The sequence below is a fragment of the Dongshaea marina genome (assembly GCF_003072645.1).
In the GTDB taxonomy this organism is placed as follows: domain Bacteria; phylum Pseudomonadota; class Gammaproteobacteria; order Enterobacterales; family Aeromonadaceae; genus Dongshaea; species Dongshaea marina.
On record NZ_CP028897.1, the window covers coordinates 4824016 to 4848190 of the forward strand.

Annotated in this window: 23 protein-coding genes, 1 tRNA gene and 1 pseudogene; 14 read left to right on the top strand and 11 right to left on the bottom strand. The window is 51.2% G+C overall.

The window, feature by feature from the left end; genetic code table 11:
- Positions 1 to 5 precede the first annotated feature (5 nt).
- Entirely contained in the window at positions 6 to 1244 is a 1239-nt protein-coding gene (locus tag DB847_RS22605; RefSeq protein WP_159084803.1) for an amino acid permease, read from the bottom strand.
- 867 nt (positions 1245 to 2111) lie between these two features.
- Here DB847_RS22605 and DB847_RS25855 point away from each other — a divergent pair.
- The 5 genes and pseudogenes from DB847_RS25855 (at position 2112) to DB847_RS22630 (ending at position 6734) form a co-directional block, all read left to right on the top strand.
- Positions 2112 to 2357 carry a YhdT family protein gene (locus DB847_RS25855; RefSeq protein ID WP_234418461.1) on the top strand — a complete coding sequence of 82 codons (246 nt, stop codon included), beginning with the start codon at positions 2112 to 2114 and terminating at the stop codon, positions 2355 to 2357.
- Positions 2347 to 3811, top strand: a pseudogene (panF, locus tag DB847_RS22615) (sodium/pantothenate symporter). The gene DB847_RS25855 and the pseudogene panF overlap by 11 nt, the downstream one beginning before the upstream one ends.
- Positions 3812 to 4024: 213 nt before the next feature.
- The gene (locus DB847_RS22620; protein WP_108652690.1) at positions 4025 to 5494 is read left to right on the top strand and encodes an alpha/beta hydrolase; all 1470 of its coding nucleotides are present in this window, start codon (positions 4025 to 4027) and stop codon (positions 5492 to 5494) included.
- Between the two features lie 179 nt (positions 5495 to 5673).
- Positions 5674 to 6216 (top strand): peptide deformylase, encoded by a 543-nt coding sequence (gene def, locus DB847_RS22625; protein ID WP_108652691.1) that lies wholly within the window; start codon positions 5674 to 5676, stop codon positions 6214 to 6216.
- A 56-nt stretch (positions 6217 to 6272) separates the two neighbouring features.
- The gene (locus tag DB847_RS22630) at positions 6273 to 6734 is read left to right on the top strand and encodes a GNAT family N-acetyltransferase (RefSeq protein ID WP_159084804.1); all 462 of its coding nucleotides are present in this window, start codon (positions 6273 to 6275) and stop codon (positions 6732 to 6734) included.
- A gap of 26 nt (positions 6735 to 6760) precedes the next feature.
- Here the strand turns inward: DB847_RS22630 and DB847_RS22635 are convergent, their stop codons facing one another.
- Positions 6761 to 7225, bottom strand: a complete 465-nt coding sequence (locus DB847_RS22635; RefSeq protein ID WP_108652693.1) for a hypothetical protein — start codon at positions 7223 to 7225, stop codon at positions 6761 to 6763.
- A 154-nt stretch (positions 7226 to 7379) separates the two neighbouring features.
- On the opposite strand from DB847_RS22635, the gene DB847_RS22640 reads away from it, so the two are divergent.
- Together DB847_RS22640 and DB847_RS22645 are read left to right on the top strand one after the other, a co-directional pair.
- Positions 7380 to 8192, top strand: a complete 813-nt coding sequence (locus DB847_RS22640) for a substrate-binding periplasmic protein (protein WP_159084805.1) — start codon at positions 7380 to 7382, stop codon at positions 8190 to 8192.
- A gap of 394 nt (positions 8193 to 8586) precedes the next feature.
- Positions 8587 to 9630 (top strand): GMP reductase, encoded by a 1044-nt coding sequence (locus DB847_RS22645; protein ID WP_108652695.1) that lies wholly within the window; start codon positions 8587 to 8589, stop codon positions 9628 to 9630.
- A gap of 32 nt (positions 9631 to 9662) precedes the next feature.
- On the opposite strand, the gene DB847_RS22650 is transcribed toward DB847_RS22645, so the two are convergent.
- Entirely contained in the window at positions 9663 to 10316 is a 654-nt protein-coding gene (locus tag DB847_RS22650; protein WP_407644429.1) for a Qnr family pentapeptide repeat protein, read from the bottom strand.
- 228 nt (positions 10317 to 10544) lie between these two features.
- On the opposite strand from DB847_RS22650, the gene DB847_RS22655 reads away from it, so the two are divergent.
- The 3 genes from DB847_RS22655 (at position 10545) to DB847_RS22665 (ending at position 13534) form a co-directional block, all read left to right on the top strand.
- Complete coding sequence (locus DB847_RS22655; protein ID WP_108652697.1) at positions 10545 to 11627, top strand: ABC transporter substrate-binding protein; 1083 nt, start codon at positions 10545 to 10547, stop codon at positions 11625 to 11627.
- Between the two features lie 90 nt (positions 11628 to 11717).
- Positions 11718 to 12749, top strand: coding sequence for an ABC transporter substrate-binding protein (locus DB847_RS22660; RefSeq protein WP_108652698.1), 1032 nt, complete (start codon positions 11718 to 11720; stop codon positions 12747 to 12749).
- Positions 12746 to 13534, top strand: coding sequence for a substrate-binding periplasmic protein (locus DB847_RS22665; RefSeq protein ID WP_108652699.1), 789 nt, complete (start codon positions 12746 to 12748; stop codon positions 13532 to 13534). Before DB847_RS22660 ends, DB847_RS22665 begins: the two co-directional genes overlap by 4 nt.
- Positions 13535 to 13594: 60 nt before the next feature.
- Here the strand turns inward: DB847_RS22665 and DB847_RS22670 are convergent.
- Positions 13595 to 13671, bottom strand: a tRNA-Pro gene (locus DB847_RS22670).
- On the bottom strand, positions 13649 to 13801 hold the full coding sequence (locus tag DB847_RS24610) for a hypothetical protein (RefSeq protein ID WP_159084806.1): 153 nt from the start codon (positions 13799 to 13801) through the stop codon (positions 13649 to 13651). Before DB847_RS24610 ends, DB847_RS22670 begins: the two co-directional genes overlap by 23 nt.
- 159 nt (positions 13802 to 13960) lie before the next feature.
- Here DB847_RS24610 and DB847_RS22675 point away from each other — a divergent pair, with 159 nt between their 5' ends.
- Positions 13961 to 14257: a DUF406 family protein gene (locus tag DB847_RS22675; RefSeq protein WP_108652700.1), complete on the top strand. Its 297-nt coding sequence runs from the start codon at positions 13961 to 13963 to the stop codon at positions 14255 to 14257.
- An 82-nt stretch (positions 14258 to 14339) separates the two neighbouring features.
- On the opposite strand, the gene DB847_RS22680 is transcribed toward DB847_RS22675, so the two are convergent.
- The 5 genes from DB847_RS22680 to DB847_RS22700 form a co-directional block, all read right to left on the bottom strand.
- A complete protein-coding gene (locus DB847_RS22680) occupies positions 14340 to 14543 on the bottom strand; it encodes a hypothetical protein (protein ID WP_108652701.1) in 204 nt (67 codons plus the stop codon).
- Between the two features lie 303 nt (positions 14544 to 14846).
- A complete protein-coding gene (trpS, locus tag DB847_RS22685; protein WP_108652702.1) occupies positions 14847 to 15860 on the bottom strand; it encodes a tryptophan--tRNA ligase in 1014 nt (337 codons plus the stop codon).
- A gap of 435 nt (positions 15861 to 16295) precedes the next feature.
- Complete coding sequence (locus DB847_RS22690) at positions 16296 to 16730, bottom strand: universal stress protein (RefSeq protein WP_108652703.1); 435 nt, start codon at positions 16728 to 16730, stop codon at positions 16296 to 16298.
- Positions 16731 to 16800: 70 nt separating this feature from the next.
- On the bottom strand, positions 16801 to 17670 hold the full coding sequence (locus DB847_RS22695; RefSeq protein WP_108652704.1) for a PfkB family carbohydrate kinase: 870 nt from the start codon (positions 17668 to 17670) through the stop codon (positions 16801 to 16803).
- Between the two features lie 171 nt (positions 17671 to 17841).
- Positions 17842 to 20655: an FAD-binding and (Fe-S)-binding domain-containing protein gene (locus DB847_RS22700; RefSeq protein WP_325049113.1), complete on the bottom strand. Its 2814-nt coding sequence runs from the start codon at positions 20653 to 20655 to the stop codon at positions 17842 to 17844.
- 199 nt (positions 20656 to 20854) lie between these two features.
- Here DB847_RS22700 and DB847_RS22705 point away from each other — a divergent pair, with 199 nt between their 5' ends.
- Positions 20855 to 21421: a hypothetical protein gene (locus DB847_RS22705; protein ID WP_108652705.1), complete on the top strand. Its 567-nt coding sequence runs from the start codon at positions 20855 to 20857 to the stop codon at positions 21419 to 21421.
- 13 nt (positions 21422 to 21434) lie between these two features.
- On the opposite strand, the gene DB847_RS22710 is transcribed toward DB847_RS22705, so the two are convergent.
- Positions 21435 to 21746, bottom strand: coding sequence for a hypothetical protein (locus DB847_RS22710; RefSeq protein ID WP_108652706.1), 312 nt, complete (start codon positions 21744 to 21746; stop codon positions 21435 to 21437).
- Between the two features lie 504 nt (positions 21747 to 22250).
- Here DB847_RS22710 and DB847_RS22715 point away from each other — a divergent pair.
- Complete coding sequence (locus DB847_RS22715) at positions 22251 to 23624, top strand: cation:dicarboxylate symporter family transporter (protein ID WP_199911668.1); 1374 nt, start codon at positions 22251 to 22253, stop codon at positions 23622 to 23624.
- Between the two features lie 133 nt (positions 23625 to 23757).
- Positions 23758 to 24117 carry a hypothetical protein gene (locus DB847_RS22720; protein WP_108652708.1) on the top strand — a complete coding sequence of 120 codons (360 nt, stop codon included), beginning with the start codon at positions 23758 to 23760 and terminating at the stop codon, positions 24115 to 24117.
- The last annotated feature ends 58 nt before the right edge of the window (positions 24118 to 24175 follow it).

Consider the following 24175-nt stretch of genomic DNA (forward strand, 5'->3'; position numbering starts at 1 on the left):
TGGAGTTACTTCAACACCGGCAGCATATTCAGGCTTGCCATAAATCCAAGCACCACCAACATGGCACCAAAGCAGGCCAGTGAGGCTAGCAAACCTCGTCCCCCGGGGATCCGGAATAGCACCTCTGTCCCTTCCCTGTCCTGGCGACGACGCACCGACCACACCATGGCGACCGGGATAATCAGCAATAGCAGTGCCTGTAGTCCGGCGGCATACTCAAGGGCACTCTGAAATAGCGAAGGCAGAAACAAAGAAACCAGCAAAGGAGGCAGGTAGGTGATCAGGATACTCAGATTGCGACCCTTGCGGCCCTTAGAGAGCTTACACAGGTCCCGCATATAGTCGTGTAACGCCAGGGTCAGTGAGAGGAAGGTGGTCATCACCGCAACATTGGTGAAAAGTCCCATCATGGTGCTACTCAGATGCTGAGTGGACCTGTGGCCAAGCATCACAAACAGATCGCCAATATCATTTGGGGTATGGTTTGCCAGAAAGCTGGAGAAGCTGGAGGAGCCGAACCGCGGCAGGATCCCCAGCATCACCACCAGCCACAGCAGGTAGATTACCAGGGGAACCAGGCTCCCGATGACGATCGCTTTGCGGATCTCCCTGGTATCCCGGTCCAGATAACTAAACATGCTGGGGACCATGATCTGCAACCCGAAGGAGAAAAACAGGATCGGAATTGCAAACCACAGGTAGGGCATGCTGTGACTGATATCAAACAGGTTCGAGGCCCTGACATCCGGCATCAGCAAAGCCGCCAGGATGATGAAGCTAACTCCCTTGGTCGAGAGCAGGAGACGGTTGCTGATATCCACGGCTCTATGCCCACGGTACACAATCCCTCCGAGCACCAGGGTAAAAAGCACTGCAGCAATCCAGCTTGGTAGCTTGATGCCTCCCTGGGAGAGCAGGGCGGTCAGAATCGAAGCACCTCCACTCATGTATGCCGCAGCAACCGAATAGAGCAGGATCACATAGGCCAGCATGCCGATGATCTGCCCTCCCCGCCCCAGGGTCAGCAGATACATGGAGTCAAAATTAAGCTCTTTCTTTGGGTAAGCCGCCAATACCTCAACAATCAGCAGTGAAGCCAGCATGGAAACAAGCCAGCACAGGGTGATAATAATACTGGTGGCGACAAAGCCAAGGCCCGCGGTAGAAAGTGGAAGTGCCAGGATACCGGCTCCGACACAATTGCCGGTAAAAATAAGACTTGCTCCGAGTGTTTTGGATTTCATGGTGATACAGCTCTGGATAGGCAAAAAGAATCATTAGAGTCTAATGACGTGAAGGCATAAATTAGCAAAAAGCTTATCTATTCCGCTATTTTCGACGAAATTCGATACATACTAACCGATGACGCAGTGGATGGTAAGGAATATATTTTTGAGTCGATCTCATGGCCGGAAGGTGCCATAACAGCCCACCTTCGAGGCTTGCCAGTAAGCATGGGTAAAGTTGACCTGCGGTCAGCGGTAACAGGAAAAGGTCGCTCCCAGGCATCCAGCCTTTCTCGACATTAATACATCCCTGTATGGCAGGATATGCTTGTCCAATACCCTCTTCACTCCCAAGGACACCCCGGTATTTGAATTGATGACCTGCTGTCAGCTTTTTGTGCCTACGGCACATGTGTCGGGGGCGCCCGACAGCGCCCTACTTTTGTATCGTCAAAAGTAGGCAAAACCTCGCTGCGCGCTGCGTATTTATCATCCCTGATAAATCTCCCCAGCTCGATATCCTATCTCGCGTTACGTTACTCAGGGAGCAACTTCACCCCTCCGCAGAGCTTCGCGGTTCGGCGTCCTGCCTCTAAAACATAAAAGATGAAGATGAACTCAAAGCACCTTCATTTCGAAATCAGAGAAAGGAAGTTCAATCTCACCATGAGCGAGATCTGAGGCGAATCGCAGAGGATGAAGGTTGAGCGGCAGGAATGCCGCAAGAGGGTGCAGACGAGCGCACCTTCTTACCTGGCACCGGTCGGCACTTGCAACGCATCTGCAAATACTATCCGGAGGATCAACAATATACAGCCTCTGGTTGCTGCTCGCAGGCGGTGTTTTTGGTATCCTTGCTCGCCCATCGACAACCGGAGAAAATCTGTGCAATCGGATCGTTTTTCGATCGCCCGCCGTGAGGCCATTTGGAGCCTAGTGCTGGCACTCCTCTATTTTATCTGCTGGACCCTCAGTGCCTACCTGATTCCGGCCAGTTACTCCCTGTGGGGGCTTCCCCTCTGGTTTGTCACAAGCTGTATGCTGTTTCCTTTGGGATTCATGGTGCTGGTCACCCTGATGGCCCGCCTGCTATTTACCGAGCTTGAGCTGGGAGACCGCGATGAAAATTGAACTCCTGTTGCCCCTGCTGGGTTACCTGATCGCAGTTCTTGGCATCGGTGTCTGGGCCAACCGTCAGCGCAGTGCTGGCAGTTTCATGAATGACTACTTTATCGGCAACCGCAGCATGGGTGGTTTTGTGCTAGCGATGACCCTGGTCGCCACCTATACCTCGGCCTCTTCGTTTATCGGCGGGCCGGGGGCTGCCTATAAAATCGGCCTGGGCTGGGTGCTGCTGGCAATGATCCAGATCCCAACCATCTGGCTCACATTAGGCATACTGGGTAAGAAGTTCGCGATCATTGCCCGCAAGATCAATGCCGTAACTATCAATGATATCCTGTGGGCCCGCTATCGAAGCAAAGCAGTGGTGATTATCGGCTCCATCACCATCATCTGTGCCTTTATTGCCACCATGGTGGTGCAGTTTATCGGTGGGGCCAGGCTGCTACAGACGGCAGCGGGCCTGAGCTATCAACAGGGGCTGCTGCTGTTTGCCCTGTGCGTCCTTTGCTACACGGTGATAGGTGGTTTTCGCGCCGTGGTGGTGACAGATACGGTACAGGGGCTAATGATGATGATCGGCACCCTGGTACTGCTGGTTGGAGTGATACATTTTGGGGGCGGCATGGAGCAGCTGGTTGGCAAGCTGCAAAAAATAGACCCTGAGCTGGTCACCCCTATGGGGCGGGACACTTTCTGCATCTTCCCTTCATGATGAGCTTCTGGATCCTGGTTTGCTTTGGGGTGATCGGACTTCCCCACTCTGCGGTGCGCTGCTTTGCCTATAAAGACAGCAAGGCCCTCCATAAAGCGATGATTGTCGGCACCATCATGACCGCCCTGCTGATGTTCGGCATGACTTTTGCCGGCTCTTTGGGACGCGCGATCATCCCGCAGATCGACTCACCGGATAACCTGATGCCCACCCTGATGATGAAGGTGCTGCCCCCTGGCTGGCTGGAATATTTCTGGCCGCCCCGATGGCAGCAATCATGTCCACCATCGACTCGCAGCTGATCCAGGCTTCCGCCACCCTAATCAAAGATCTCTATCTGAACTATCTGCGCAACCCTGACCATGAGCCCAAGAAGCTGGAAAAACAGATCCCAAGGCTATCGACCCTGGCTACCCTGATCATCGGGTTATTGGTGGTGGTTGCTGCGCTGAATCCACCCCAAATGATCATCTGGCTTAACCTGATGGCCTTTGGCGGCCTGGAGGCAGTCTTCCTCTGGCCGCTGGTGATGGGCCTTTACTGGAAGCGCGCCAATGGCCCCGGTGCCCTGGCTTCAATGCTCGCCGGCGCCATCAGCTATATCTGGATGATTCAGGGCAAAATCTCACTGTGGGGGATGCATGCCATAGTCCCGGCAATCACCCTGTCTCTAGTCGCCTTTGTGGGTGTCACCCTGCTGACCCCGCCTCCCGCTCCACAGGTTCGAAAGCTATTTGAGAAAGATTAATCTCCCCTTAGCGAGGCTTTAGCCTCGCTAAAACACACCAGAACCTAAAAGATTGATCTTTTTCAACAGTTAGCGCACACTAACGCCCCTACTTCTATCCCTTTGAGCAGTCATTTCACTGGATCTGTTCAAACTCTTTTGGAAGTTGTTTTAGGCGCTTTATGGCTCCTTTTTCTGAATTTTGCTGCTAATCCAAAATAAGGTTGTACATTCATGGCTAAACTCACCAAGAGCTTGCTAGTTGCGAGCCTGTTCTCTTGTGCTTTACTTCTCAACGCCTGCGGTGGTGGAGGTGGGGGTGATTCTTCTGGGTACTCTAAGGACTCAAGTTCTGGCTCCTCCACAACTACGCCAGGTTTTACAAATAAATACCTTGCGGTACCTAAGGATTATCAAAACCCCAATGGTGAAGCTGTCCAACTTTATTACACCATCCATAAAGCAACCTCCCCTAGTAACTACAAAGGGGTGTTGGTGTTTAACTTTGGCGGCCCAGGTGGAGAAGGTGTCTCCACACTGCAGGATAAAAACTACTACAACAGCTTGCCATCAGAAATAAAAGCCAACTTTGACCTGGTTAGTTTCGATCCTCGCGGAACAGGTAAAAGTGCATTTTCAAGCTGCAGCACAATTGATGGTTGTGAAGATACAGCGCCATTTATGGGGAGTAATACTGTGATCCAGGATATGGATCGACTCCGCCAGGCTCTTGGTCAAGAGCAGATCAGCTTTTTAGGATATTCATACGGTACTCGCCTTGGCTCGCTTTATGCCGCAAAGTATCCGGAACACTTAAGAGCCTTAGTGTTAGACTCTCCCATGGATCCTCGTGAACGAGAAGTTATTAATATTTTTAAGGATGAAATCGCCGGGGACGAAACTGTCGCAAAATTCCGCCTAAACTCTAGCGAATACCATGCTTTGAAACAATTGATGAGCAACCTTAACTCCGATGGCAGTTATACGCTGAACTCAGTTGATTCCCTGTCATCTGGAGATATCCAAGCATTGCTACAGGTGATAACCACTCAAAACATTGAGCAGTGGGATTATAATAAAAACGATGTGGCAAATTTGCTTGGTTATATCAATAATGGATTCTCCGCGTTCTCATCAACCAGCAAGTTAAAAGATACACTATCTAATATTAAAACTATGGCCTCTACTGGAGCAGAAGAGCGAACTTTTCGTAATGTCGTTTGTACGGATCAGCTGATAGGTTATACACAACCTGATGCTGATAATGCTGCGAGTACCTTTGCTAGCGAGTCAGTCATCTTTGGTGATTATGTTGCGCAGCAACTAGGAACCTGCGCTGACTGGACAGAAAGAAAAGATCCAATTGCCATATCTCCAGAGATAGATGGCAGTCTACAAGCAGGTCCTAACGCACTCATCATCGGAGTAGAGAAAGATACCAATACCCCGTTTAAATGGGCAAAAAGCATGCAACAAGCCTTTGGTACAAAAGCAAGCTTCGTGACAGTTGAGAACCTAGCGACACACGCCATTAGCTACATAGATAACTTTAGCTGTGTCGATAACATGACCACCCAATACTTGCTTAATCCAGAACAACCGACTCAAAACATGACTTGTGATTATCTGAATCATTCTGGACTCAGCCTCCACGCAAGATCGATTGAGCATAAGCAGAATATTATTCTTCCTGGCCGCTGGTAAGTTTAGCTAACCGAAACTCTCGTGACACCAAGCCCGGCAAATGCCGGGCTTTTTTATGTGAACTCCATCACTTTTATACCGGTTGGTTTTTAACCATAGGCAGAGGGGTAGACAGATGATATTCTCGGGGCTGATGACAGATTGATTGCTTCAGGTTCCAAGCCTCTAAGGAGAGAGATATGTCGCAGCCCGCCATTGCACAACTTGGTGCTACCGTACTCAGTCAGCCCGCAGAGCCAGTCACAGACATCTACCATGGAGATACCCGAAAACTTATCCAGGAGATGCTCGACACTGTGAAACAGGCCAATGGGGTTGGCATCGCGGCCCCACAACTATTTGCACCGTGGCGCATCATAGTGATCGCCTCGTCACCGAATCCCCGCTATCCGGATGCCCCGCAGATGGAGCCTATGGTGATGATTAACCCTAAGATCCTCTGGCGATCTGACTCAATCGAAAAAGGCTGGGAAGGCTGCCTGAGTGTCGCCAAAAAACGTGGGCTGGTGCCTCGCCATACCAGTATCGAGGTGAGCTGGCTGACCGAAGATGGCCATTCCCGTCACCAGAAGTTTTCGGGATTTGTGGCAAGAGTCATTCAGCATGAGTGTGATCATCTGGATGGTAAGACCTTTATCGACCGGATCGAAAGCCCTGATGAGTTGATCGATGAAAGTGAATATATGGCGAGGCAGGCAACAGAAACCAACCCTCTCACTTAACCCGATGAGAGTGGCGACAGGAAGTATCCACTCAACCAGTGACACAAGGAGAGATGATGAAAATTAAATTACGTCCACTCAGAGAAGATGAGCTGGAGCAGGCCTTTGCCCATTACAAGGCGTCCCTGTATCCCTTTGTCGAGGAACACTTCGGCTGGGATGAAGAGCAGCAGCGGGAGCATTTTTTTGGGGAGTTTCAGCCGCAGTGGTTTCACTGGCTGGAGAGTGACGACAGGGATAAGGGGCTGGTGTGCATGGCACACAATCCCTCAGGGATCACGCTACATCTGCTGGTCATCTTTGAGGATTACAGGGAGCAGGGTGTTGCAGCAGAGGCCTTAAATTGGATTCATAGGAATCTATTAACGGCACAGCAAAGCTGCACCTTGAGTGCCTTTCGGGACAACAAATCAGCGGTATCTCTCTATCTGAGGTTGGGCTACCTGCCTATCGGACAAGATGGCCCCTTTATCAATCTGCGCTGGTTTAAGCGCGAGAACAGCTGTCAGAACGCCTGATGAAGTCAGGAGGCCCGGGGCCCTCTTCAGGCGAGCGCGACGTTAGGAGAGCGAACCCGGCTCTCTTTCTTTAGCTGCATGAGGGCTCGCAGCATGACAAACCACAGGTACCAGTGGCAAGCCAACATCACCCAATCAAAGTTGCTGCGCAGCAACATCGAGAGGGCATCAACCCCGTATAATACCACTGCGATACCGAGGGCGACTATCACCCGGCCAGCTCGTGAGCTTCCGGCCGCAAGCCATAACGCACCAAAGATAACCGCAAATAGCACACTCCCCATCAGATAAACCGTTGAGCTCTTCAGCATGCCGAATAGACCGGAATTGGCTAGCAGATATGGCAAGTTTGGCCCAACCGCCAGTAACTGGCTTTGGTTGGACATCATCAGGATCGCATTGGCCAGGCTCAATAGCATGATAGCTAAAAACCATTGTCTCGCCGACGCCACCCAGTTGTGTTTTGTACCTATTCCTGCAAACAGCTTCATCACGAAACCCTGCCTGAAATAAAAGAGGGCGGATTATATACAAACAACCGCAACTGTCCACAACATTTGAGTCCATTTCTTGATGTACGACAAGTTTTGGGCTGATCAGTCACTTGCCGACAACTACACTAAAGAAAAAATAATGGGGAATTTGATGGCTCGTACCTGGATTCTGTTGTCATTGCTGCTGCTCTCATTCTGGGCCCATGCCAGGCCCACCGTGATCCTGGCAACAGACTCATTCCCTCCCTACTACGGACCGCATCTCAAACAACAGGGTATCCTCAGTGAGATCACCCGCAGTGCCTTTGAACGTGCCGGGTATCAACTGATCATCGCATTTCTTCCATGGAAGCGAGCCCTGGAGCACGCTCGAAAAGGGCTCTACGACGGTGTGATGGCCGGCTATTTTACCAAAGAGAGAACAGCGGATTTTATATACAGCAGATCGATAGGTGAGAGTCAGCTGGTCTTTTTCAAACTAAGTGAGCGACAGATCGATTACAAAAACCTGGATGATTTAAAGGGGTATAGAGTCGGGGTGATTAATGGCTACCACTATACGACGGACTTTGACCAGGCAAATTATATCCGGAAGGTTAAGGCAAATAACCTGTTTAAAAACATGCAGAGATTAGTTGCCGGACGTCTGGATCTGGTTGCATCAGATGAGGCAGTTGGCTTTGATCTCATGAAAAATCACTTCAGCAAACAGGAGCAGCGGCAAGTTTCGGTGCTCTCACCTCCTCTTGAGACCAACAAAATGTATATTCTTTTCTCCAGAAAGTCGCCCCGCTCTCTGTTATTAGAGCAACGATTTAATAAGGCTCTCGAAGGAATGAGGGAAGATGGCACCTTAAAGCGAATTATTGCTGAATATAAAATCAAACTCAGCGGGATATTGGAATCTCCCCCGACATTGAGCAGAAGCTTAATCAACAGCAGGCTCTCCCTGCCAGTCCATTAATAAATACCGACGAAAAATTAAATACAAAAAAAGAAGATTGAAACAAAATAATGAACATTCATTGTCTCTTCATCGCCCAAAGAAAGTCTCCCCGGAATCCAGACCCGATAAAGTCGACTCAAATGAGAATCAATCGCCATGAAGTTATAACCTGAGAGTACAGGCCCGTTAAAAAGAACAAAAAATAAATCAATAAAAACAAACAGTTAAGAAGTGAGCGCTCTGAGATGGAATAGATAGCGAGGAGGTTTCTGCAGGTTATTAGAAACGATGGTATCACAGTAAAATTATTTTTATCAGTCTTGTTTATGAGACTCTTTTCCATACAATGTCGAAAACCGGAGAGCTTGCTAAAAGCCTCCGGTTTTTTTATTTCTGCCATAGGAAGCATGAAATGCATATCGAACAAGATCTGAAGCTTGGTTTTAAAGATGTACTGTTTCGCCCTAAGCGCTCGACTCTCAAGAGCCGCTCAGAAGTATCACTTGAACGCGAATTTTCTTTCAAGCACTCAGGCCGCAAGTGGTCTGGCGTTCCGGTAATCGCCGCCAACATGGATACCGTTGGTACATTTGAGATGGCCGAAGCTTTGGCCAGCCATGATGTACTCACCGCAGTTCATAAGCATTACACAGTTGACCAGTGGCGAGAGTTCACCAGCCGTGTCGACAAGCGCCTGCTCAAGCATGTCATTGTTTCCACCGGAACCTCTGATCAGGATTTCGAAAAGACCCAGGCGATCCTGGCGCAGGAGCCTGAGCTACAGTTTATCTGTATCGATGTTGCCAACGGCTACTCGGAGCACTTCGCAAGTTTTGTGCAGAAGATGCGTCAACACTGCCCGAACCACACCATTATCGCCGGCAACGTGGTGACCGGAGAGATGGTCGAGCAGTTGATCCTCTCCGGCGCGGATATTGTTAAGGTTGGGATCGGGCCAGGCTCCGTTTGTACCACCCGCGTCAAAACCGGCGTTGGCTATCCACAGCTATCAGCCATCATCGAGTGTGCAGACGCAGCTCACGGCCTGGGCGGGCAGATCGTCGGTGACGGCGGCTGTACCTGTCCGGGGGATGTCGCCAAAGCCTTTGGTGGTGGCGCTGACTTTGTGATGCTCGGCGGTATGCTGGCAGCTCATAGTGAGTCGGGTGGCGAGCGCTTCGAAAAAGATGGCCGGGAGTATATGCGCTTTTATGGCATGAGCTCTGCGACCGCGATGAAGCAGTATGCCGGTGGCGTTGCCAAGTATCGCGCCTCTGAAGGGAAAACCGTAGAGCTGGCGTTCCGCGGCCCTGTCGAAAATACGCTGCAGGATATCCTGGGCGGCGTTCGCTCAACCTGTACCTATGTCGGAGCGGCGCGACTCAAGGAGCTCACCAAGCGAACCACCTTTATTCAGGTCCGTGAGCAGGAAAATAACGTTTACGGAAAAGAGTAACCGGGTCTGGGTGAGGCAAGTTGCCTCACCCTCTATGGGAATACGATCAACCCCAGGGCTTCCAGCAGTTCCTGCTGCTGCCAGTGGCTTATTTTAACCCCCTGCAGATTAACCTGACGCACATCCAGTTGTCCCAGCTCGGCTTCACGCAGATCGCAGCCACTGATGTCAAAACTTCTCCAGTCGATATCGCGAAACTCCCCCTGGCTTAGATCTGAATCCACAAAGGATGCTCCCTTTAGATTCGCGCCATTCCAGCGGTTTGCAGACAGATCACATTTTTCCAGGGTAGTCCCCTGAAAATTGCTGTAGCTTAAATTATTTCCGGTGAGCTCGGCGCGGCAAAAAAATGAGTTACGACTCACCTGGCTGCTAAAAGCTGCCCTTGAGAAATCACAGCCCAAAGCCTTCGAGTCCCGGATCTCCAATCCCAGACAGTTGGCATAATTGAATTTAGCCATCGACAGGTCGCACTTTTTGAAGCTGGCATCCATAAGTGTCGCCCCGCTGAAGCAGCAGCTTTTCTCTTCGCCTGATTCAAAGAAATTACATTCAATAAAACTGCATTCGCTCAGATCGGCCCCGCGAAAATCACAGTCGATAAAGTGGCAGCGATAAAACTGATGCTCTGATATCTGCTCATCTTTGAACGAGTGAGCTACAAACTGCTTATCCTGATGGCGCACCATTGTCTCCTAATAGGCCCTGAACCCGAAATATCGGTGATCGCTTAAGAGAAGTCCACCACTAAAGTTCAGCTTAAATCTCGCAACTCACACAGTTGCAATGCCTCCCCGATACAGCCCACAACCCCCAAGCGGAGAATAGCCGGCATTCGGCTTCTATACTTATATCAGCCACCAATCTCAGCTCGACCTTACTTTTGCTGAAAATGGAGTTTCAGGAGGCTCAAGATGAAAAAGCTGATGATGATCTTGCTGCTGGTATTTAGCGTTCTTAGTATCCATAGCGCCCAGGCAAGCCCAGCGGTTGCGGACCAAGCTAGCTCCGCAACCTCCGAGCGCAAGAGTATCGCCGTATTTACTACCAGGGAGCAGGACGACATGTTCTGGGGACTGGTCTATGGCCTGATGGAGCAAGCATGCGATCAACTGGGTATGCGCTGTGTCCACTATTATGCACAAAATAGCCATATCCGGATGGAGCATCAGGCAAAAGAAGCGATCGAGAGCGGGTTTGATGCCATTGTCGTCCCCAACTTTAAAAAGCGCCTGCCGGTGATCGTCAAGATGGCTAATGAGGCCAAGGTTCCCATCTTTACCTTTAACTCGGGTTTTCTTCCCGATGACAACATGGGAAGCCCCAGAGAGAAATACAAATATTGGATCGGTGAGATGCTCCCGGACGACTCGGGTGCCGGCTATCAGCTGGCAGAGATCCTGACCAAACAGGCCAAAAAAATTCACTCCGGGGTCAATATGGTTGCTCTGCTTGGCAACATTGCAGATATGGCTTCGATCCAGCGCCAGATCGGTCTGGTACGCTACTTAGAAGATCACCCCGAGGTCGAACTAAAACAGATCGTCTATGCTAACTGGTCTCCCGATATGGCCGCGGCTAAGGCCTCGCGACTGAACTACCGCTATCCGGATATCAATGTATTCTGGTCTGCCAGTGATGGCATGGCGATCGGAGTGCTCCACGCCCTGGGTAAGAAGGAGTTTATAACCGGCGGGGTCGACTGGTCTGTCGAGGGGATCGATATGGTGAAGAGCAACCCCAAGATGATTGCCACCATGGGTGGACACATACTTGAGGGTGCCTGGGTGGCCGTTATCCTTTATGACTACTTTCACGGCAAAGATTTTGCCGATGAAACCCTGCAGTTCCGCTCTCCCATGATGGCGATCACCAAACAGAATGTGGATGAGATGAAGAATAAACTCGCCAGGAGGAACTGGAAGAATATCGACTTTACCAGTTACTCCAAGGTCAAGAACCCTTCGATCAAAAAATATGACTTTACCCTGAAGTGACGTATTGCCGTGCAGGTTCTGCCTGCACGGCAACATAGCTCCCCCTGACCTAAACTACAGATAGAGCTTTGAATCAGGATATTCAGCAACATGTGGTTCAGGACACATCTTATTGGCATTGCGTTACTGCTGATGCCAGCAGCAGCTCACTCCCAACCCATTCGTCTGATCCTTAACGACTGGCCCAGTCAGCTGGTGATCAGCCAGATCACGGCTCAGCTCCTGCAAAAACAGGGCTATCAGACTCGCTTTATCCAGGCGCCCACCCTTAAAAACCGAGCGAATGATCAGCAGTGGGGACTCCTTAAATATGATGGGGCCGATTTGCAGATGGAGCTCTGGGAAAGCTCTATGGGAGATAAGTACAGGAAACTGTTACAAAACGGGATGATTCAGTGCCTGGGAGATTATCAAGCCAGGAGCCGGGAAGACTGGTGGTATCCCATCCATGTCGAGAAGCTCTGCCCGGGCCTGCCGGACTGGCGCGCTCTTCGTGACTGCTGGAAGATATTCGTACAGCCTGATACGGCCCCCCTGGGACGCTATCTCGCTGGCCACTGGGAGCAACAGGACATGGCGCGGATCCGGGCGCTTAAGATGAAGTTCAAAGTGGTCCGAGTTGATGAGGATATTTTATGGCAAACACTGAAACATGCCGTAGCCAAAAAACAGGCGATCGTTCTATATAACTGGACCCCAAATTGGACGAGTGCAGCCTACCCCGGAAAGTTTATTGAGTTTCCTCCCTGGCACCCCGAGTGTAAAACCGATCCGAATAGGGGCATCAACCCTGAGGTCACCCATGATTGTGGAGAGGTTTCTCAGGGCTGGATCAAGAAGGTAGCCAATGCCAGGCTTACCCAGCGAGCGCCCTGTGCCATCGAGCTCTTACAAAAAATCGACTTCACCTCTGAGCAGATCGCTCAGATGTCCCGCCGGGTTGTACTGGACAAACTGGATGTGCAAGAGAGTGCCAATCTATGGCTACGTGAACATGCTGCGCTTTGGAAGCATTGGCTCGCTACGAGCTGTAGCCCTTCCCAGATTAAACGCCAGCCGGAGCCATCTTCCCCAGGAAACGGTTCATCGCTGTCCCCTGGTGACTCAAGGAGAAGCATGTGAAACTCACCCTCTACACCGCCATAGCTCTGCTACTGTTCAGCTCCACAAACCTGCACTCCAAAATAAGAGAGGTCTCGGCTGCGGTGGGAGAGTGGCCTCCCTATATCAGCTGTCAGGACGATCAGCCCAGGGGGACTCTCATCGATACGGTCACGGCAGCCTACCGGGAGGTTGGCGTCACACTGCTTGCAAAATGTTTCCCCTGGGCCAGAGCCTTTAACCTGACCCGGGAGGGGATCTATGATGTTACTTTTCCCTGGTATAAGAATGACGAACGGGAGCAGCACTTCCTCTTTGGCAGCCGGGTCTCGCTCGTCAACGAAACCCTGTTTCACCTTAAGCGACGCAGCTTCCCCGAGCTTGCTGAGACAATCACGGTCGATAAGCTTAAAAACTACAAGATTGCCGGCACCATAGGCTATAGCTATGGACCACTGATGGCGGAATTTGATAAGGCATTTGGTCTGGAGCGCGCCATCTCAGATACAAATAACTTCAAGAAACTGCTGCGCGATCGCATTGATCTGTTCGTGATGGACTTTCAGGTTGGCTACCACCTTTTAGCCAAATTGCCCTATTCCCAGCGGGTGCAGATCACCAATATTCAGCAAACCGTCTACAACAATGAGCAATACCTGCTGGTCGGTAAAAAAAATCCGGAGGCTGCACAGATCATCACCCTATTCAACCGAGGCATGGGGATCATACGCAGCAACGGCACTGAGGAAGAGATCTTCGAACGTTATATGCTTCCGAGTATCCGGGTAATGGAGACGGCCCCATAACAAAAAGCTTCGGAGCTAGAGCAACTCGTGATTCTCAGGTGTAGTATCAAACTCAAAATGTGGTCGGCGTGACTGGAATCGAACCAGCGACCCCTTCGTCCCGAACGAAGTGCGCTACCAGACTGCGCCACACGCCGTGATGAGAGCACCATACTCAAAGGAGCCTTTATCCTCAACCACAGAGCCGGCAGGCTGTGATCTGTCGCACAGGCCCTGGCTCTGTTGATGCCACAGAACCTGAGCTTGTGCCTGGATGCAAGTCACCACCAGAGCGATTGCATTGTGTTAAACAGATTGTTTATATTTTCAGGACTGCCGTTGCTTAAGGCCATGCTAAAATAGCCTATACGCCTATCGATTCCAGCCTGCTCATGAGGCTGATCGTTGCGGCCTTGTGCTTATAAACTCAATAAGGATACCCACTCCATGTCTGTAGAGAATAAAGTTCAGGAAACCTGTGATGCATGTGGCGCCTTCGCTGAAATTGGCACCGTCATCGGAGAGGGAGATGATATTCTCGAGCTCTCGCTCAGTGGAGATAACGAGCAGCAGCTCAAAGAGCAGTTTGCCAAGTGTGTCGCCCTGGCAAAAGAGATCTATGCCGATGCCAAGGTGGAACAATCCATTAGCAGCGAAAATGGCACTGTGACTCTCAAGGGTAAGATCCAGTTCGGATGCACTGCAGAGAAGATGATCTTCGAGATGCGTGCCCGTAGCCTGTAATCACAAGTGACTTACTAAAGCAAAGACCGGCTCAGCCGGTCTTTGATCTTTCTATCCGCCCAGCGGCGGCCACTCCCCTTAGTTAAGCCTTTTTCGCTTTAAGCTTTTTATGGGTGTGGGGTTTATAGGCGCTCTTTTTATACAAGCCCTTTTTATGATGTTTGACCTGATGACTGGCCGCTACATGATGGGTTGTTGAAGGCTGGACGGAACTTGCTTGTGCAAACACCGCATTTGAAACCACTAGAGAAGCACCAATCAGAGATAGCGCAAACCATTTTTTCATATCGTTTCCCTCTTTTCGAAGATAATGACTACTGAGATAAGGATGCTCGGTAAAGATATCTGCTCCCCTGTGCCGTAAAAGGCCGGATGGCAGGCTTCAGATACTAGGGGCAGGGTGAGTCAACTCTCTTCACAGAGATTTGCTGAGTTAGAGTCGCCAATCAGAGACGAGCTATAAGAAAGCGCTCCTGAATATAAAAAACGCAAACCGGAGTGAACCGACAGAGAGTACAATGGGGAGTGGCAGGACAGTTAATCCAGAAAAGAGCGGAGCCGACACTCAGCCAGCCCCGCAGGTATCGCTTTAGAACTTGCTGAAGTAATCCAGGCCCATCGCCTTTTTCACATCCGCCAGTACGTTTCCGGATACTTCACGCGCCTTCTCGGTTCCCTGCTTGAGAATCGCCATCAGATGCGCAGGATCCTGCATCGCCTCTTCCCGACGTGCACGGATCGGCTCCAACATGGTCTGCAGGCAGTCATTGAGGATCCGCTTGCACTTCATATCTCCCAGGCCACCGCGCTGATAGTGCGCCTTAAGCTCTGCGACATAATCCTGATCCGGATGGAAAGCATCCAGATAGGTAAAGACCACATTACCCTCGATCTTACCCGGATCTTCAACCCGCAAGTGCTCAGGATCGGTATACATGCTCATCACCGACTGCTTGATCTCATCGGCTGATGCAGCCAGTTGGATCGCATTGCCCAGCGATTTAGACATCTTGGCCGAGCCATCGGCTCCGGGGAGACGGCTCACCTTGCTCAGCACTGGCTTACACTCGGTCAGCACATCACGCCCGGCCAGGCTGTTGAACTTACGAACGATTTCATTGGTCTGCTCAAGCATCGGCAGCTGATCATCTCCCACAGGAACATACTCAGCACGAAACGCCGTAATATCTGCGGCCTGGCTTACAGGATAGGTCAAAAAGCCCGCTGGCAGGCTACGCTCAAATCCTTTTTGCTTGATCTCTGCCTTCACGGTTGGATTGCGCTCCAGACGAGAGATGGTCACCCAGTTCATGTAATACATGGTCAGCTCAGGCAAAGCTGGTAACTCTGATTGCAGACAGAAGGTGGTTTTCTCTGGATCCAGACCGACCGCCAGGTAGTCAGCCATTACCTCCAGCACGCTCTGAGTAACCTTGTCCGGATTATGTCCGTTGTCGGTCAGAGCCTGGAGATCAGCGATCAGGATATATTGACGATAATCGTCCTGCATCTGAACGCGCTGCATCAGGGAGCCGACATAGTGCCCCAGGTGCAGGCGACCTGTTGGACGATCTCCGGTAAGAATAACGGGTTTAGCTGACATTTTATTCTCCAAAATTTTCTGTGAGCCGAAATTTTGAGGCGGGTAAAAAGAAGCCGCCATAATCCCGGCGGCTACTTTCTATCAGATACGATAAGGCACGCCGCGTTAAGAGCAGCGCCACCAAAACAGGTTAAAAGCGGTATCAAATAGCTTCATGGTCGAAATTCTAACCTGTTTGCCAAGCAAGGTGCAATTTTTCGGGGCCCTTTTCTCTGTCCCGGGTAAATTTAAGCCCCAATCTAACATCTCATTTCGGAGCATTTGACCTGTGTGGCAAGCTCAGCCTAAAAGTTGTCAGAGATATCATCCAAGCCCGTGCCAGCATAAGCGCTGGCATCGGGCATACAGGGAGGTATTCACTGGGCGGCCTTGAATGATATCCAGGCAACCAACAATCGGGTTGAAACAATGTACTAGCCCCGGGCCAAGCCCGGGCTATTTATCCAGAGGAACCACCAGAAGATCGCAGGGAACCGTGTTCATCAACTGGCGAGCCGAAGAGGTTAGCAGGCTCCAGAAGCTCTGGCGGTGGCCACAAACCATCAGATCCACTTCATAGTTCTCCACCGCCTGGCAGATCCGCTCACAGAGATCGCCACACACCACCAGCTTCTTATTGATCGGAAACTCAATCTGCGCAAGAAACTCTTCGAGTTTCCCCATGCTCTCTTCAATCACCTGGTTCTGGACATTATCGATATCAATATCGATCATCTCGGTGTAGAGATCTTTGAGATCTACGTCCACATGGATAATCGACAGCTTGGCCTGATTAGCCTTGGCCCTGTCGATCGCCTTATCGATCACTTTGCGATTATCTTCAGCCAGGTCGATCGCAACCAATATATGCTGATAATGATGCCCTTCCATCACTCTCTCCTCTTGAGATCTTTTGATGATGCTGTCTATAAATGTGCTCCGACAACAGGATAATTACAATTTATTTTGGCTCTGTTGGCTGCTCACTCTTCCCCGGGTAGTTACGCAACCAGGCCTTGAGTTCATGGGAGGGGGTTGATGAGCTCGAAGATACAGCGAATGCAGCCCACTCGGTTGCCATCGCCAGGGATTGCTTCATCTCCAGCTTCTGTGCCAGAGCATGGATCAGGCCACCGGCAAATGCATCTCCCGCCCCCGTGGTATCGACCACAGAAACCGGCCGGGCATCCACCCTGATCTTCTGCTCTGCATTGATCGCCTCGGCTCCCCGCTCCCCATAGGTTATCACCAGCCACTCCAGCTTATCACCACCGATGCTGCGGGCCTGCTGCCAGGGATCATCACTCAGGTCGAGATCGCAGTGCGATGCAATCAGGATGTGGGCCGGCCGCAGCTCAGCTGTCCCTGAGGGATATTGGGCTATCACCCGGCAGCATGATTGCATTTTTTGCATATACTCTTTGAGCTCATTGCCCTGCCAGTTGACGTAGAGATAGTCGACCCCCTGCTCAGGTAACCTATGAGGAAGGTCCGGGCGCCGCTGCTGGCGTAGTATGGTTCGCTCACCACTGACATCCAGCAGGATCAATAGCTCACCGGTCTCACCAGTGAAACACTCGACATACTCGGTATCCAGCCCCACTCCCCGGGTCTGCTCAAGCAGCCACTGACCTGTCTCATCGGAACCGACTCTGGCCGCGACCTGAACCCTGTGTCCCGCCCACAGCAAGCCGGTCCCGGTATTCGCAGCACCTCCCCCCAGGCGGCGCCCCTGATCTCTGTAAGTGATCCGTCCTCCGCTATGCAGTTCATGGTTGAGCGATAGCACATGATCGCAATTGAGATTTGCCAGGAGCAGGATGTTGGCCATAGTTTTCTCCGTCTGCTACAACTTCTGTTTCTGTGAAATTAGGGCTTACACAGCTGGGGATCCATAAATATGAGCCAATCGAAACTAAAAGCAAGATCCAGCTCACAAGGGAGGCCCTTCATCAGAGATGATAGGTTTAGTTCAGATCCGGCCCCGTCCTCAGCGGGCGAGTCACCTCATCCACCAGGTAGACGATCGAAGCATACTCAACACCGCTGTAACGGGAGAGGCCGATCTCACAGCTACGGCTATTGGATACCCCCGACGGCACTGCTGCGGTACCTGCTGCTTAAGGTGGCGCAACGCTGATTCATTGAGCTCAGGCCGATTAAAGCCCTTATCGCCCCCCCAGCCACAGCAATCGATCCCCGAAGGCTCAATCACCTCAGAGGCACACATCCGGGTTAACTCACGCATCAGTTCGGCCAGCCCCTTGCGTCGGCTGGAGCAGGTGACATGTAGCATCACAGGCTCTGGGATCGGCGTGAACTCCAGCCTCGGAACCAGATAATGATAGATAAAGGAGAAGGGCTCATAGATCTTCAATGGGAGCTCCCCGGATTGTGCCAGGGAGCTCTTTAGACTACAGGGGCTGGTGTCCATATAGATAGGATACTCCCCCTGGTTACTCGCTTTGAGCAGCGCCTGTTGCAGCTGGTTCTGTTTGTGTTCCGACTGCTCGGGGAACCCCTTAGACCCATAGGGCATGCCACAGCACAGCTCTTGCACCCCTTCGGGAAAGATCACCTCAAATCCGGCCTTGTTCAGCAGGGCCAGGGTCTTATCAATCAGCGGCTCCAGGGATGAACCCTTGGCTGGCCCCATGGTTCGGGAGACACAGCTTGGCAGATACACAACCTTGTCCTTCCCGCTGTGAGCCTGAGGACCAGGGTCGAAGCGAGCAGCCTTTGGCATCTCGGGCAACCACTGACCAAGGCGATCACCGCTCAGGTAGCGAGCCCCCCGGCTTAACTTTTCCATCCCCCTGTTACCGAGCGCCGACTGAAGCAAAGAGGCTCCACTCAGGGCACCTCTCACCCCTGAGCTCACCGTCGCAAAATGATCCGCCGTCCAGCTGGCGATCTTCAAAGAGACAGATCCATGCTGCCGGGCCTTGAGCTTTTTCATCAGTTCGGCGGTATTGATCCCCATCGGGCAACGGTCGGCACACAAGCCAGGCATGGCACAGGTCTCTATGGCCTGGTACTGATAACTCTTTTCAAGCTCTCGCAGACGTTCAAGATCGCTCTCATCCCGGTGCAACTGCTGAATCTCTCGCCACAGGGTGATGCGTTGGCGCGGCGTCATCGACAGATCCCGGGAGGGGCAGACCGCCTCACAAAAACCACACTCAATGCACTTATCCACCAACTCATCGGCAAGCGGCATCGCCTTGAGCTGTTTAAGATGAACCCCCTGATCACGACTGAGAACCACATCGGGATTCAAAATCCCCCTGGGATCGAGCAACTGCTTGAGCTGCCACATCAGTTGATAGCCGCGCGCCCCCCATTCCAGTTCCACAAATGGAGCCATATTGCGCCCGGTTCCATGCTCAGCCTTAAGGGAGCCCCGATATTTAACCGCCACCAGCTGAGAAACCGCCTCAAGAAAACCACTATAACGCTCGGTCTGCTTCGCAGAATCAAAGGACTGGAAAAATACGAAATGCAGGTTTCCCTCCAGGGCGTGACCATAGATCACCGCCTCCGGATAGCCATGGGTGACAAACAGTTGCTGCAGATCGAGCACTGCACTTCCGAGCTTTTCAACGGGCACCGCAATATCCTCAATGATCACTGTGCTACCCTCGGGACGCATCGCACCTATGGCGGGGAAGACACCCTTACGGATCTTCCACAACAGTCCATACTCAGCGGGATCATCGGTAAATGGAACCGAGGCCACCCGGGATAAGCCATCCAGGGCTAAATCGATCTGCCGGATCTGCTCAGCCAGTTGTGACTCACTGCCCGCCCGGGTTTCGACCAACAGGGCTCCACACTCATCGCCCAGCTCCCGGATAAGCTCCGGCACCGAGGGGAGCTCCTCGATCGAGCGCAGCGCCGGCCGATCCAATAGCTCTACCGCAGCCACCGGCGCCGATTTCAAAGCAACAACGGCCTCACAAGTTGTCTGAATGTCCTTAAAAAAGATCAGTGAAGAGGCCTTATGAGGGTGTTCCTCGACCGTGTGATAGGTCACCTCACTAATAAAGCCAAGGGTTCCTTCTGAACCCACCATCAGGTGAGTCAGGATATCGATGGGATCCTCAAAATCGATCAGGGCATTGAGGCTGTAGCCCGTGGTATTTTTAAGGCGATACTTATGGCGAATCAGCTCACAGAGCTCACCATCCTGACGGGTCTTTTCAGCCAGCTGTTGTAGCTCATTAAGGAGCTCACCGTGGGACTGCCTGAATGCCCCCACACTCTGAGGGTCGCCGCTATCGAGCCTGCTACCATCGGCCAGTAACAGCGTCATAGCCGCCAGAGTCTGGTAACTGTTTTGTGCCGTCCCGCAACACATACCCGATGCGTTATTTGCTACGATCCCACCTATCTTACACGCCTCAATTGAAGCTGGGTCAGGTCCGATTTTACGCCCCAAAGGAGCCAGGATACGGTTGACCTCCGCTCCTATCAGCCCGGGCTGAACCGAGATCCTCTGTCCCCCATCTTTAATCTCAAAGTCTCGCCATTCATCACCCAGGGTCAGCAAAACCGAGTCCGTCACAGCCTGACCGCTCAAGCTGGTCCCGGCTGCCCGAAAGGTTAACGGAATATTCATCTGATCCGCCAAGCGTAAAACTTCAGCCACCTGTTGCTCCCGGGTGGTTTTCACCACCAACTGAGGAACCATCCGGTAACAGCTGGCATCTGTGCCATAGGCCATCCGGAGGGAGAGATCGGTAATTAAGGCGCTTTCTGGCAAAAATGAGGCTAAGGCGAGCCGAAACTTTTCATATCGGGAGGAGCTTTCCATGACAATACCCAGTGTGAATCAAAACCTCTCCACTCTACCGAATCTTCCAACAGAATGCACCGATTCTTGGTGTAATAGGTACACCCTTGGCAAATTTTGCGAGCCGCCCGGTGGTTTCACCTCCCGCTCCGGGGATCTGTGCTTTACTTGTCTATGCACAAAACAGTCGACTCACTTCAAAAGAAGCCAGGGAGCCAGGATGGCGATCAACTTATCTCAAAAAACACACTTAAGGCTCATCCCCCCGGCCTGGCTACTGGTCGCCATTGGCCTGCTGTTTAATATCATCTCGGCCCTGCTGACCAATTTTTTTATTGATGGGATGCAGGGCAAAATCAGTGGCATTGAGGTTGAAAAATCCGCTAATCAGAACCTGATCTCCCTGACCTGGCAAAGGGTTGAAACCCTCGAGCGAAAACGGGAGATGTTGATCCTGCTGCTACAGACTCCTGAGCTGACACCGGAAATCAGCTCTCAGATAAAACAGAGCATGCAGCCATGGGTCGGGGAGGTTTCTCTCCCGAAACTTGCGGTGTCACAATTAGGAAATTGGATGAGTCTTATCTCAAAACTGCAACAGCAGGAGAGAGAGCGCATCGATGAGCTCTATCTGAAGAACCTGCAGCTGGACGGTACCCTGCAGCACCTCAATGAGGAAACATCACAGATGAGAAACCTGGCTCTTTTCCTACAGATTATCGGCTTAGGCCTGATCCTGGCCCGCGATCTGAGCCGGGGAGGTTCGGCTCAGAGAAACGAGCGCTGAGCCTTGTAAAAAATTACTGATGCAGGTACCCATACTGACGCAGCATACGAATGGCACTACTGCGCTGTTTCATCACTCTGCGCTCTGAGGTTGGCAAGGTCACCCGGGTAAGCTTTTCCAGCTGACCCGCCAGAGCATCGGTCTGCTCTACTTTTTTGTTCAACTGCTGGAGTTGCTGCCGAAGATGTAGTGCGTAATAACGACTCAATATCTCGGGTTGAGTACCTATCTCATTAGCGATAGTTGCAAAAGACTTCCCCTCATCCAGCATTTGCTCTATCTGTCTGATATATCCCTGTAAGGCCGAGCTCACATCCTGATTCATTCCCTTCTCCTTGTCTGTCTGAATCACTGAGATACTATCGTTATCCTACTTTTCGAGTCATTGCAATCAGAAACGTTCAAAAAAAACACAGCAATTAGCAAAAATAACCCTTTGTTTCTGGATGAAACCCTTTTCTGCTGTTTTTAACTCTATTTCACCCGGACTCCCCCTCAGACAATCAACATAAAGCTTGCAGAAATATTCGTCCTAAATTTGATGAACCTCTAATTATTAAACGATGCCTAAAGTTCGCCAGCCTGAAATTAATCAATCGATGAGTGTACTTACTATCAATAAGCTAGGCTTATTTACTGACAGCCGAGGCAGAAAAGGGTTCCATTGCCGAACTATATGTAAAAAATCTAATACAAAATATAAGAAAATTTTGCACCAGCCATATATATCAGCACTTTCATAAGGGTTACTATTTCGAAGCTTTACGCTGACAGAACGATAAATTTTTGTTAACTCTAAATACCTGAATTCAGATGGATGGTTATAACAATGGTAACATCTCTGTTAATTTTGATTATTTTTGTGCTGTTTAGTTTATTTATTTTCAGGCTGCAACAGCAGAAGATTCGCTTATCCCGCCAGGTTCTTTTTGGCTTACTTATCGGTGTGATCTTTGGCTTTGTCCTGCAGTGGACCCTTGGTCATCAAAATGCCGGAATGGCCAAGGCCATGGAGTGGCTCGATATTGTTGGAGGTGGCTATGTTCACCTGTTAAAGATGGTGATGATTCCTCTGGTCACTGTTTCCATCATGTCGGCGGTGGCTCGCCTGGAGCACGCTCAATCCCTTGGGAAAATTAGCATTAGCATCCTGGCAATCCTGATGATCACCGTGTCTATCGCGGCCTTTTTAGGAGTCGCCTCGGTACATATCTTTGGGCTATCTGCAGCAAACCTGATCAACCATGACAACATGGATGCATTAAACGCCTCTTTGCAGGGACATGTTTCTGAGGTGAAGGGACTCACGATTCCCCAGATGCTGCTGGAGGTGATCCCAACCAATATTGTCAGCGATCTGGCCGGAAGCCGCTCGGTTTCAGTGATTGGGGTTGTTATTTTCTCTGCATTTTCCGGAGTCGCGGCTCTCAAGCTACGCCAGGAGAAACCCGAAATTGGCGACAAGATCCTTAGCTTCATCGAGATGGCCCAACACTGGGTGATGCGCCTGGTGAAAATGGTGATCAACCTCACCCCCTATGGCGTCATGGCCCTGATCATCAAGGTGATGGTTCATTACAACCCCAAGGATCTGCTGAACCTGGTCGGTTTTATTGTCGCTTGCTACGCAGCCATCATCGCCATGTTTATCATCCATGGGCTGATCCTGGTACTTTCGGGAACTAACCCGGTCCGCTACCTGAAAACCGTGTGGCCCCTGCTGACATTTGCCTTTGTTTCCCGCAGCAGTGCCGCCTCGATCCCCCTGAATATTGAAACTCAGATGAAGCTTGGTAACTCGGAAGCCGTTGCCAACTTCTCATCCTCCTTTGGTGCAACCATAGGCCAAAATGCCTGTGCCGGTATCTATCCTGCGATGATCGTTGCCATGACGGCTCCGCTGATGGGAGTTGACCCCTTTAGCCTGCACTTTCTGCTGATGCTGTTACCTATTATCGCGCTGGGCTCACTGGGTGTTGCCGGTGTCGGTGGTGGCGGTACCTTTGCCTCGCTGATCGTACTTTCGGCCCTCAACTTCCCGGTGGCCCTGGTTGCTCTGATGATAGCCATTGAGCCTCTGGTAGATATGGGACGAACGGCTCTGAATGTCAACGGCGCCGTGGTGGCCGGAACACTAACCTCCAAGTTACTTGGCGAACAGGTCGCGACCGAAGCACCTGTTGAGGAGCTGGCTGAGCTCTGATCAGCCTAATGGCCAGAACGGCAGGAGCTCTCCTGCTGTATCTGGCCAATCCCCGTCAAATGCCCCTGGTTGATCCTTCGTAGATCGGATACCCTGCACGGACTCATTTAACCGCGCCCTTTTGTGACACTGTATGAACCGCTTGCTCAGCTACATCAAAGCCATTCACCAGCCAACCCTTTCACTCCATGTTCTTCGCCAAGATAGCTCTACCAACAGCTACCTGGATGATGAGATCAGGGTTCATGAGCAGCAGACACTCTATTACTTTGAAAATGGTGTGGTCATTCGCTACCTGGTGGAGCGAGATGACCAACCCAGTGAACAGATCTGTGAAGAGTGCTGGATTAGCTATGAGGTGGTAGAACCGGCGCAATTGAGTATCACTCCCACCTGTAAGAGGTTTCACAACCGCTGCCAGGAAAAGTACTGGCTCAAGATCCAGGGAATTGTTACTGATTGCACAGAGGCCGCTGCCGAAGCGACTCAGTAGCTAGCTTTCAGGGCTGGCACTCGTTCCCCCCTTCCAGGCACAGAAAATCATACCTCCC